Origin of the sequence: Psychroserpens sp., assembly GCF_045105015.1 — a bacterium.
In the GTDB taxonomy this organism is placed as follows: domain Bacteria; phylum Bacteroidota; class Bacteroidia; order Flavobacteriales; family Flavobacteriaceae; genus Psychroserpens.
Window position 1 is genome coordinate 1 of sequence record NZ_JBGCCX010000156.1, and the last position, 12,210, is coordinate 12,210.

At 30.9% G+C, this 12,210-nt stretch carries 9 protein-coding genes and 1 tRNA gene; 6 read left to right on the forward strand and 4 right to left on the reverse strand.

The genetic code is table 11. From position 1 onward, the window contains the following. Positions 1–872: endonuclease (locus AB8B90_RS11985; RefSeq protein WP_405337185.1), on the reverse strand; the 872-nt coding region annotated here is incomplete at its 3' end. Between the two features lie 70 nt (positions 873–942). Here AB8B90_RS11985 and hflX point away from each other — a divergent pair. Beyond that, entirely contained in the window at positions 943–2,148 is a 1,206-nt protein-coding gene (hflX, locus tag AB8B90_RS11990) for a GTPase HflX (protein ID WP_405337187.1), read from the forward strand. A gap of 61 nt (positions 2,149–2,209) precedes the next feature. On the opposite strand, the gene AB8B90_RS11995 is transcribed toward hflX, so the two are convergent. Continuing rightward, positions 2,210–4,273 carry a M13 family metallopeptidase gene (locus AB8B90_RS11995; protein ID WP_405337189.1) on the reverse strand — a complete coding sequence of 688 codons (2,064 nt, stop codon included), beginning with the start codon at positions 4,271–4,273 and terminating at the stop codon, positions 2,210–2,212. A 112-nt stretch (positions 4,274–4,385) separates the two neighbouring features. Continuing rightward, positions 4,386–4,910: a hypothetical protein gene (locus tag AB8B90_RS12000; protein ID WP_405337191.1), complete on the reverse strand. Its 525-nt coding sequence runs from the start codon at positions 4,908–4,910 to the stop codon at positions 4,386–4,388. A gap of 165 nt (positions 4,911–5,075) precedes the next feature. Here AB8B90_RS12000 and AB8B90_RS12005 point away from each other — a divergent pair, with 165 nt between their 5' ends. The 5 genes from AB8B90_RS12005 (at position 5,076) to AB8B90_RS12025 (ending at position 11,923) form a co-directional block, all read left to right on the forward strand. After that, on the forward strand, positions 5,076–6,041 hold the full coding sequence (locus AB8B90_RS12005; RefSeq protein WP_405337193.1) for an NAD-dependent epimerase/dehydratase family protein: 966 nt from the start codon (positions 5,076–5,078) through the stop codon (positions 6,039–6,041). A 140-nt stretch (positions 6,042–6,181) separates the two neighbouring features. Beyond that, positions 6,182–7,240 (forward strand): hypothetical protein, encoded by a 1,059-nt coding sequence (locus tag AB8B90_RS12010; RefSeq protein WP_405337195.1) that lies wholly within the window; start codon positions 6,182–6,184, stop codon positions 7,238–7,240. Positions 7,241–7,301: 61 nt separating this feature from the next. Then, entirely contained in the window at positions 7,302–7,922 is a 621-nt protein-coding gene (locus AB8B90_RS12015) for an RNA polymerase sigma factor (RefSeq protein WP_405337197.1), read from the forward strand. 3 nt (positions 7,923–7,925) lie between these two features. Next, positions 7,926–8,660, forward strand: a complete 735-nt coding sequence (locus AB8B90_RS12020) for a tetratricopeptide repeat protein (protein ID WP_405337199.1) — start codon at positions 7,926–7,928, stop codon at positions 8,658–8,660. Positions 8,661–8,686: 26 nt separating this feature from the next. Then, positions 8,687–11,923, forward strand: a complete 3,237-nt coding sequence (locus AB8B90_RS12025) for a CHAT domain-containing protein (protein ID WP_405337201.1) — start codon at positions 8,687–8,689, stop codon at positions 11,921–11,923. 192 nt (positions 11,924–12,115) lie between these two features. On the opposite strand, the gene AB8B90_RS12030 is transcribed toward AB8B90_RS12025, so the two are convergent. Next, positions 12,116–12,189, reverse strand: a tRNA-Asn gene (locus AB8B90_RS12030). Positions 12,190–12,210 lie beyond the last annotated feature (21 nt).

Genomic DNA, 12,210 nt, shown 5'->3' on the forward strand with positions numbered 1-12,210 from the left:
CCTTTAAATTTTCCATGATATTGAGTTAAAAACTTTTCGTCAAATATATTTGCCATTTCAAATTTTAAGCTCAAATCATTGGTTTCAAAGAAGTTAGTTGTGAATAATATTTGATCAAACACATTCCATTTAAAATTGTGATTTTGAGTTCCTCTAGAATAAGACACCAAGGTTTTCATTGGATTAAACAACTGTCCTCTTTCAGAAAGTATTTTTACACTTTCATTATTGGGATTATCATTAAAATCACCCATCACAATAATTTTTGGATCTATGTTTTCAGACTTAATCATTTCAATAATTTCAATTACTTTTTGAGACGCTGCTAGTCTATTGACTGAAGATTCCTGAACACCATCACGACGTGAAGGCCAATGGTTTACTACACAGTGAATCAATTCGCCATTTAACTTTCCTGAGACCAGCAATATATCTCTTGTAAAATCTTGAACCCCATTATCCTTTTCTAAGTATACAGAAAACGGCTTTGAATATTCTAATTCAAATTCATCTTTATTGTAAATCAAACCAACATCTATACCTCGTTCATCTTTAGAATCAAAATGAACAATATCATAATTGTAATCTTTTAAATCTTCAGCTTCTATAAGCTCTTTTAAAACCTTCTTGTTTTCGGCTTCTGCAATACCAATTAATGAAGGGGGTTTATTAATATCATCAAACCCAATCTTTGAAATAACATCTGCTAGTTTATGAATTTTTTTTTCATAGCGCTTTTTAGTCCAGCGTTTTGCTGATTTGGGCAAAAAATCGTTATCGTGTGTAAATCCATTATCTTCAACATCAAAGAGATTTTCTACATTATAAAATGCTACGGTAAAATACTGTTCTATTTTGTTTTCTTTTTCCACAATACAAATTTAAATTTTAAAATATAATACGGATACTTTCAATTATGTAACTTTGTGAATATTTTGATTTATGATAGAAAAAAAAGACATACAACTTGAAAAAGCCGTACTCATAGGAGTAATTACAAAAGCACAAAATGAAGCTCACTCTAAAGAATATCTTGATGAATTAGAGTTTTTAACATATACTGCTGGCGGTGAAGTTTTAAAACGTTTTACACAAAAAATGGACATGCCCAATCCAAAAACATTTATTGGTTCTGGTAAAATGGAAGATGTTCAAAACTATATCAAAGAGAATAACGTTGGCACAGCTATCTTTGATGATGAATTATCTGCAGCTCAAGAACGAAATATTAGTAAAATTTTAGGGTGTAAAGTACTTGATCGTACAAATTTAATTCTTGATATTTTTGCTCAACGCGCCACTACAAGCTATGCAAGAACTCAAGTTGAATTGGCTCAGTGTGAGTATTTATTACCAAGATTAAAAGGTATGTGGACTCACCTTGAACGTCAAAAAGGTGGCATTGGAATGCGTGGTCCAGGTGAAACTGAAATTGAAACAGATAGACGTATTGTAAGAGATAAAATTGCCTTACTAAAAGCAAAAATAAAAACTATTGATAAACAAATGGCTGTGCAGCGAGGTAATCGTGGAAAAATGGTTCGAGTAGCACTAGTTGGATATACGAACGTTGGAAAGTCTACATTAATGAATGTTGTTAGTAAAAGTGATGTCTTTGCTGAAAATAAATTATTTGCAACTTTAGACACCACAGTAAGAAAAGTAGTGATCCAAAACTTGCCATTTTTATTGACTGATACTGTCGGGTTTATTAGAAAACTACCCACACAATTAGTGGAATCTTTTAAAAGTACTCTAGACGAAGTAAGGGAAGCAGATTTATTATTGCACGTTGTTGATATTTCTCATCCAAATTTTGAAGAACATATTGATTCAGTAAACAAAATTCTTGGGGAAATTGACAGTGCAGACAAGCCTACAATTATGGTGTTTAATAAAATTGATGCTTATAAAGCTGAACCATTAGAAGAAGATGATTTAGTCACTGAAAAAACCTCAGCACATTATAGTCTAGAAGAATGGAAAAACACTTGGATGAATAGGGTTGGTAATAACGCTTTATTTATTTCGGCATTGAATAAAGAAAATCTTAAAGAGTTCAAAAAACGTGTTTATGATGAAGTAAGAGAAATTCACATCACTCGTTTTCCTTACAATCATTTTCTTTATCCTGATTATGAAGAATAATAAAATTAAAAAAAAAGCTGTCTAATAATTAGACAGCTTTTTAATTTATAATAGAATTAATTTACCAAATTCTTACTCTTTCTTCAGGAGCAATCCACATGGCATCTCCTTCTTTAATATCAAATGCTTTATAAAATTCATCAATATTTTTTAAGGGTTGGGTTGCTCTTACCATTCCAGGTGAGTGCGTATCTGTTTTAACTAGTCTTCTTAAAGCATCTTCTCTTGTTAATGTTCTCCAAACTGTAGCCCATGACATAAAGAAACGTTGTTCAGCTGTGAAACCATCAATATCTTCAGGCCTTCCTTGTTCTTCAAATAATAGTTGTAAACCATCATAAGCACCAAGTACTCCTCCTAAATCTCCAATATTTTCACCTAAAGTATATGGACCATTCACAAAGACACTGTCTAAAACTTCAATAGCACTGTACTGTTCAGCTAATGCATTTCCTCTTTTAGTAAATTCTTCAAGATCTTGATCTGTCCACCAATTTTTTAAATTTCCATCAGCATCAAAACGAGACCCAGAATCATCAAATGCATGAGAAATTTCGTGACCAATTACTGCGCCAATTCCACCGTAATTTACAGCATCATCAGCCGTATAATTATAGAAAGGTGGTTGTAAAATAGCTGCTGGAAAAACAATCTCATTATTAATTGGGTTGAAATAAGCATTTACCATTTGAGGTGGCATTCCCCATTTAGACTTATCAATTGGTTCATTAATTTCAGATAAATTTTCTTTAAGCGCCCAATGACCTACAGCTAACATGTTTTCTGCATAACTATTTCCTTCTTTGATCATTAAATTTGAATAATCTTCCCATTCATCTGGATATGCTATCTTGACTGTAAACTTATCTAATTTCTCTATAGCTTTTGTTTTAGTTTCTGCGGTCATCCAATCTAATTTTTGAATTCTATTTTGGAATGCTGAGATAACATTAGCAATCATTTTTTCAGCTTTTACTTTAGCTTCAGGTGGAAATTTAGCCTCAACGTATAACTGACCAATCGCTTCACCCACACTACCTGTCACTGTACCTAATGCTCGCTCTTCAGCTGGTCGTTGTTTTTTTGCTCCACTTAATTCTTTGGAATAGAACTCCCAATTTGCTCTTTCAATCTCTGTCGTTAAATAACCTGCTGCATTATCTAATGTAGTCCAATCCATCAATGTTTTGATGTCATCGATAGATGTGTTTTTTAAGAAATCATTTAATGCAGTCATGTATTTTGGTTGTGCTACCATGATTGTATCAATTTTCTTTTCTATACCAAGGTCAGAAATCATTTTATTCCAATCAATAATAGGGCACATTTCTTGTAATTGAGAAACAGATCTAGGATTATTGTAGTTTCGAGTATCTCTTGCTGCAACTTTATCTAATCTAGGCTTTACCAATTGCGTCTCCATCTCTAAGATTTTAACTGCTGCAGCATCTGCATCTGCTTTAGAATATTCAATAAACTGAAGCATTCTAGATACATGAGATTTATATTTCTCTCTTATTTCTTTAGATTTTTCGTCTTGGTCTAAGTAATAATCTCTTTGTAACCCTGTTCCTCCAGGACCAACCCAAGTTGTATTCATACTACTGTCATTCAAATCTGGTCCTGCACCAAGTCCTGCAAATGGAGATGCAACACCCATAGTTGTTGCCTCAATAGTTTGCATATCCCCAAGATTATTAATTCCAGCTATTTTAGCAAGTATTGGTTTTAGTGGCTCAATACCAGCTTCATTACGAGCAACAGTATCTAGTTCTGATTCAAATAATAATAAGGCTTTTTTCTGGTCAGTACCTTCTTCATACTTACCTAATTCTTTAGATGTTTTTAAAATTTCTAAAACATCAGCTCTAGTGTCTTTACGTAATACTCCAAATCCACCCCAACGTGTTTCATCATCAGGGATTTTTGTATTCTTTTGCCAATTTCCATTTACATAGTTGTAAAAATCATCTTTAGGACTTACTGTTTTGTCCATGTTATCGAGATTAATTCCAGGAATTTTCTCAACCATAGCTGTTTCTTCTTTAGCTTCTTCTTTACACCCTAAGAATGCAAAAACAGCCAAAATAGAAACTATCAAAATACTCTTGATATTAGTTTTCATAGTGTAGTTTTAATTAATTTGATTTAAAATTAGTTATTAATTAGAAGCCTGAACTCTGCATTTGTTACATATTAACAAAATATTAAGAGAATGATACTTCGGTTTTTTAGATTTACTCTGGCTTTAGTATGTTGTTAGCTTCAAATTCAAGTTTCTTGTTAATTTGAAGATTAAGGTTTGAAAAAGCAACTAACACTTCTTTTATAGCTTCTAACTTTTTAGGTTTCGGAATATTATCCAACAACAACTCACTATTTAGCTTGAATAATTTGGTGACTAAAGCAGTAATTCTTGAGTTAATTTCATTAGTACTAATAGATTTTGGAATTTCAGCTTTAAAATCATTTATAAAAGCAGTCATTACGGTAATATCATTTTTAAAAAATGATAACTCAGCTGTTTTTAAATATTCAATTTGTGTACTTAATTCCTGGTATTTTTGCCAATCTCTGACTGTATTTGAAGCATCTTGACTTAAGAGGTAATCATTATATTTTAGATTTTCAATCTCTTTCTTAGTAATATTTTTTGATACCGTATTATTGATTGAAGATTCTTCACCATGATCTTGAGTTTCAGTCTTACAACCAATAACTATTAAACAAATAAAAGCATAAAGCAAGAAATTTGAACGCATAAACAAAATCTATTGAGTCGTAAATATACTTAAAGAGAAAATATATTAAAGTGAATCAATAAGGATTTAACAAAAAAATAAAGTGTTGTTAATTTTAATCATTGCCCTTTTATGTCCTTTTTATTCTTAGTACTTTTGAAACACATTAAATAGTGTCTTAGTTATATGTCAAAAGTATTAATCATTGGTGCTGGTGGTCAGATTGGATCTGAATTAACCTTTAAACTCCGTAAAATTCATGGTGATAATAATGTTGTAGCAACCGATATTAGGCACTCCAATTTAGATATTGCAAACTCAGGTCTTTTTGAAATATTAGATGCAAAAGATTTTGACGCAGTTAAAAAATGTATTAATAAACACAATATTGATACGGTGTATTTAATGGCTGCTATGCTAAGCGCAACTGGCGAAAAACACCCAATGATGGCATGGGATTTAAACACAAATTCTTTATTTCATGTTCTAAATTTAGCTAAAGAAGGTTTGATTAAAAAAATATTTTGGCCTTCAAGTATTGCTGTCTTTGGACCAACAACACCTTCTAAACAAACGCCTCAACATACAATCATGGAACCAACAACTGTTTATGGAATTACTAAACAAGTTGGAGAACGATGGTGTGAGTATTATCACAAACAATATGGAGTAGATGTTAGAAGTATTAGATACCCAGGAATTATAAGTTGGAAAACAATGCCTGGTGGTGGGACTACAGATTATGCAGTTGAAATATATCATAAAGCAATTACTGATAGTGTTTATGACTGTTTTTTAAATGAAAATACCGAGCTTCCGATGATGTTTATGGATGATGCTATTAATGCTACAGTTGATATTATGCAAGCACCTTCAGATAATATCACAATTAGATCTAGTTATAATTTAGCTGCAATTAGTTTTACACCTCAAGAACTTTTTAACAGTATAAGGGCACTACTCCCTGAATTCTCTATTAATTACAAACCAGACTTTAGACAAGCCATTGCTGACAGTTGGCCAAAATCTATTGATGATTCTTTTGCAAGAACAGATTGGGATTGGAAACATGAATATGATTTAGAATTAATAACTAAAGAAATGATTCTTCAGTTGAAGAAAAAGTATACATCTTCAGAACAAGTTATCTGAAAATGATGACATTCTAAAACAGTTTCGATGCACAAATAGAAACATTAATTTATTCTATTAGTATTATGAAACTATGTCACTCATTCCTTATTATTTCAACTTTTTTTATTTGTTCATGTAGTAAACAAAAAGAAAACAATATGTACTCTTCCAGTACAAATGTTGAATCAAAAAACAACTTCGAAACTAAATCTTCAGCTAAGAAAAATTCAACCAAAAAATTAAAATTACACAAAATCAATAACCAACAATTTAAAATGATATTTGGAGTGATGCCAATACCTAGCACATGGAAAGTTGTAAACAACAAAAAAGACAACATCATGTTTGAAGCTCCAAATGGAACAAAAATTTATGGTGAGCGTTTTAATACATTTTACTATTCAAACAATGATCAACTAAATTATATTTCGCAACAAAATGGAAGTCAGATAAAAGCTCCAAAAGACATTAATCGAGTTTTAAATGAAGACTTTAAGCCTTATTTAGAATCTAACGGGTTGAAATATTTGAGACAATTCCCATTGCCACAACTTGCGACAGCAGACAAACAATTAGACAATTTGATGTTTAAATCTACACCTGAAGAAAAAAAATATGAGTGTATCGTAACAGAATGGGAAGATAAAAACGGAAACAAATCTTTAGGAATTATTAGATACTTCACTTGTTATTATCCTACTATTGGAGGCATGAATTGGGGCTATACTTTAAACGCTTTAGAGGCTCCAAAACTGGTTTATGAAAATGCTAAAGAAGATTATATTAATGCTTTACTTAACCTACAGGTTAATCCAAATTGGCTACAAAAAAACAACCAATATTACGCCCAAATATCTCGACAAAGTAATGCTAGTCATCAACAACGAATGGCTGATATTCGTAAGCAAGGTCAAGCTATTATTAACAACGGAAAAACATACAGTTCTATTTTAGATAGCAGTCATGAAAGTTGGAAAAGACGAAACACTATGACAGACGCAGGACAATCAAAATCGGTTGATGCTGTATGGGAACGAAGTAATATGTCTAACCAAAACGGAAATCAATATCAAGTAGAAGGCTATTATAATAACGTATGGAAAAACGATAATAATGAATATGTTGCGACAGATAATACTAATTGGAATCCAAATGTTGATAATACGACTAATGGAATTAATTGGGACAAATTAGAATATACTGATGACAATAATTAAGCTTTACGATGTTTAATAAACGTTTTGTCGTTAAAAATTTGATTTAATAGCATAGTATTTGTTGAAATTTGAAATAGTTGTATCTTACTCAGGATTAGCTATCAATATGAGGGAAACCTACAAAATCGACCATCAATTACAACTTATAGAAGCTATTAAAGCGAACGATCAAATTGCTTTAAAACAATTTTATATGGGCAATTATTTCAAAATTGAATCCATGGTTTTAAAAAACAGTGGTTCTGTAGAACATGCAAAAGATTTGTATCAGGAAAGCTTTATTACTCTCTGGAAAAATTTAAAATCGGATAAGTTTATTCCCAAAAATGAAACTGCACTTCAAGGCTACTTATACCAAATTGCTAAAAACAAATGGATGGATGTACTACGTTCTAAAACGTTTAAAAAAACAAAGGGATTAACTAATGAAAATCTGGCTTTTCTTAAAGAAGAAACCTCAGGTGAAACTATTGATGAAAATGATGAAAAGTTAAGTGCGACCATGAATGCTTTTAAAAATCTTGGGCAACCATGCAAACAACTTTTAACTAACTTTTATTACGAAAAAAAATCACTGAGAGTTATTGCTTCAGAGTTACAGCTTGAAGAAGCGTCAGTAAGAAATAAGAAATATAGATGCATGGAGAAACTCCGAAACATCGTATTGTCCTCTAAATCATAAAAATTGGAAACGAATAGCAACATATCACAAGAACAACTCGAAACTATTGAGCGTTATATCAATGGCACAATGTCTACAGAAGAGCTCAAAGCATTTAAAATGCAATTACAGACAGATTCTGATTTTAAAATCCAAGTTGAGGACATCAGAATTCTACTTACAGGCATTGAAACCCAATCATTAAAAGAGCAACTTGATGAATTTCATAAAGATGTCAAAAAGCAACCTATACAAAATGAATTTTCTAAAATCAGACATCTAAAGTTTAGAAAATTTGTAGCTGCAGCAGCAGTTGTCATTGCTCTTGGAAGTTTTTGGTTTTTTAATCAAAATTCTACAGATAAATTATATGCAAAATATTTTACTCCTGATCCAGGTTTGCCAACTGTAATGAGTGATACTGCAGATTTTGAATTTTACGACGCCATGGTTAATTATAAACAAGGCGACTATAAAACCGCTATAAAAAAATGGGAAGTTTTAAAATCTAAAACACCAAATAATGATACATTAAATTACTTTTTAGGTGTAACGCATTTAGCAAATAAAAATGAAGAAAATGCCATTTATTTTTTAGAACAATCCATTCAAAATAAAAGTTTTCCATTGGTTAACGATGCCTATTACTATTTGGGATTAGCACATTTAAAAAAAGGTAACATTGAATTGGCTAAAGGAAATTTTGAAAAAAGTACCATTGAAGAAAGTCAAGCCCTCTTGTCTGAACTAGAAGACTAAAGCTATTTATAAAATATCAACTGGATATGAGACAATTACATAATTGCTTCAGATTAATCATTTTTCTATGTCTTCACTTTAGCTTTCAAAGTAAAGCATATTCACAAAATGAAGATATACGCAACACTAATATTTTAGACTCTTTAATAGCTGTAAAAGCTTACGAAAAAGCAGATTCGGCATTAAACAAAAATATTAATCGACTAAAAGAGAAGCTGTACTATCAAGACTTAACCAAACGGATATATTATTTTGGGAAAATTGCATTACAAAAACATGATAAACCCGTCGCAATAAAAAAAGTAAACGACTTTGCCAATAGCATTACTGACCTCACAGATTCTTTAGAAGTGTCTAGACAAAAACATTTAGTTTTAGCTAGGTTCTATGTGTATTTGAGAGATTACAAAAATGCTTCAGAACAAAATCTTCTTGCTCTAGAAGACACTAAAAAAATGCCTGATGCAACAGGAGATTTGTTTGGATTAATTCATCATAATTTAAGTATAGATTTTAGACGTCTTGGGAATTTAAAAAAAGCCATATGGCATAGTAAAGAATCAATAAGGCAATACTTATCTTATCCTAAATCTGATAAAACAAAAGTTTTAGATGCATACAATTCATTGGGAGGAAGAATGTGGGACAGCTATAAAATTGATAGTGCGCTATATTATTTCAAAAAAGGAGAAAAAATCATAGATGAATTGGAGTCAACTCCAATGAACACCTTTTACCATAGAGCTAAAACCCAATCTAATATTAGTTCTGTTTATGTTCAGTTAGGGAATATTGATGAAGCAATGGCTTATAATGAGAAAGCCATAAAAAATTATAATGCTTTTATAAACTCTGAAGCTGAAGGCAAAGATTTTTTTAAAGAAGAAGCACGATTATTTCTTTTCTTGACCATTGAAAATTATGCTGAAGATTTTATAGCACTAGGAAACTATACCAAAGCCAGAAACCTTAACGAATATGTTTACCAACAAAAAATAAAACATATGCCAGAAAATGATTCTGAAATTGGGTATTCAGCACTAAATCTTGGAAATATCTATTTAAAACTTAAGGATCATGAACTCGCAGAAACGTTTTTTAACAAAGGACTGGAGCTTTATAGTAAAAATTCTCAAGACAATCAATTAGGAATTGCAGACGCCTACTATTATAAAGGCATAATCAATGAGTATAATGGTAATATTGATCAAGCTAAAACCTATTACGAATTAAGTAAAGAAGGTTATGAATCTGTATTTGAAGGCAATTTCGATAACTTCTATCTAAATGCAATGTTGAAATATTCTAACTTTTATTCAAAAAACGGATATGATGAAAAGGCAATTGAAATGGCTCAAAAAGCCTATGATTATGTGTTGCAAAACCAAGGTAAAACCACAACAGCTGAAAGCTCTCAACTTGTTAATCTAGCAAATATCTATTTCAATTCGAAACAATATGATAAGGCATTTAGCTCTATAAAAAAAGCTTTAGTCTTATTTGAAAATACTGATGGACGGTTTAGTAATAAGTTAAATTCAAGCCTTGAAAAACCAATGGCATTATTACTACAATCTAAAATTGTTTTAGAACTACAAGATAGAAACGATTCTATCGTGTTAAAGAAGCAATTCGAAAACCTAAATAATGCTATTTCAATTCTTGAGCTACAAAAAACAGCACTTACAAGTGATGAAAATCTATCAGTAATCATAGAAGACAATGATGAGGTTTTTGAATATGCCAAACTGGTTTCACTTTGGTTATATCAATCCACAAAAAACAAAACTTACCTTAAAGATATTTTAAGTCTTCACGAATCTAAATTGTATAACCGAATTAGACAACAACTCAATGTAAGGTCCGATTTCACTTCAAGTGAACTTACAGAATCTACTTTAGAGAAAGAACAAAATCTTCAAAAAAAATTAAGAGAAGCGCTAAATGACAAAAATAATATTGAAGCCTTTATTGAAGCTAATAAAAACTGGCAAAACTTTCTCAATAAATTAAAAACAGACAATCCTAAGTATTTCAACTTAAAATATGCATCTATAGCAACATCTTTTGAAATGCATAATAATATCAATGAAAATAACTCTGTTATAAGATACGTCTACATTTATGATAAACTATTTGCGTTTCTAATTGAAAAAGACATTAAACTTTTTGAATTAGACTCCAAAGAAATTGACAAAACTCTAAACGGAATTCAAGGTGAGAATGAAATATTTCAGAAAAACACCAATACCTATCATGATTTATATAAGTTATTATGGCAACCAATAGAACGATCTATTTCAAAGACAAATATTATAATTGTTCCAGATGAAAACTTATTTAATTTAAGCTTCGAAGTATTAGCAACACAACCCTTAGATTCGTTTAAAGAACTACACAAAGTAAGCTTAATAAATACATATTCAATCTCATATAATTATAGCCTTTTGCTTATTAATAACAACAAGACACCCAAATTCTTTGAAAGTAATTTTGTGGCTTTTTCTCCTGAATTCACTAATGAGATGAAAAATGATTACAAAATAGCTATTAAAGACTCGGTTTTTTTAGACAAAAGTTATCTCACGCTTTTACCTCAACCATTTGCTACAGATTTAGCTAATGAATATTCTAAAATATTTAATGGAACCTCATTTGTTAATGATAATGCATCTAAGCAAATTTTTACCAACTATGCAAAAGAGCACAAAATTATTCATATAGGTACACATGCTGAATCAAATAATGTATCACCAGAATTATCTCGTTTAATCTTTGCTAAAAACGTTAATGATACCATTGCTACTGATGACAATTCATTATACACTTATGAAATTTACAATCAGAATTTATCATCAAATCTTGCTATTCTTACAGCTTGCGAAACGGGAAGACCTTCATATCAGTCTGGTGAAGGCATGATTTCTTTAGCTCATGCATTTAATTATGCAGGAAGCGAAAGTATGCTGACTAGTTTATGGAAAATTGATGAACAGTCCAGTACTAAAATCATTGAAAATTTTTACGACTATATAAAACAAGGTCATCCTAAAGATAAAGCACTTCAAAACGCAAAACTAGATTATTTGGCTACAGCTGAAGGACGAACTTTAGCACCACAATATTGGGCTGGTTTAGTACTTATTGGAGATACAACTCCAATCGATTTAAAAACATCTTCAAATCTTGTGTTTTGGATGTTAGGCTTTATCATTCTATTACTGCTAGTCATCATTCAAATTAAAAGAAGGCGTAAGGCATAAAAAAAGAGCTTTCACTACAGAAAGCTCTTTTTATTTAAAATTGATAAACATTTATTCAAATAATTCCCTACAAATTAATAGCAATGACTTGTTTATCAATTAATCATCGTTCTAATTCTAATATGTGAGCAAAAGAATTGATTATTGTCCACAAAAAAACCACCTACATTTCTGTAAGTGGTTTATAACTTGCTCCTCCTCTTAGGCTCGAACTAAGGACCCTCTGATTAACAGTCAGATGCTCTAACCAACTGAGCTAAGGAGGAGTGTTTATCGCTTTTGCGAGG

Coding starts and splice junctions, on each gene's coding strand:
- hflX (WP_405337187.1), top strand. CDS start 943: ATGATAGAAAAAAAAGACATACAACTTGAAAAAGCCGTACTCATAGGA.
- AB8B90_RS12000 (WP_405337191.1), bottom strand. CDS start 4,910: ATGCGTTCAAATTTCTTGCTTTATGCTTTTATTTGTTTAATAGTTATT.
- AB8B90_RS11995 (WP_405337189.1), bottom strand. CDS start 4,273: ATGAAAACTAATATCAAGAGTATTTTGATAGTTTCTATTTTGGCTGTT.
- AB8B90_RS12010 (WP_405337195.1), top strand. CDS start 6,182: ATGTACTCTTCCAGTACAAATGTTGAATCAAAAAACAACTTCGAAACT.
- AB8B90_RS12005 (WP_405337193.1), top strand. CDS start 5,076: ATGTCAAAAGTATTAATCATTGGTGCTGGTGGTCAGATTGGATCTGAA.
- AB8B90_RS12025 (WP_405337201.1), top strand. CDS start 8,687: ATGAGACAATTACATAATTGCTTCAGATTAATCATTTTTCTATGTCTT.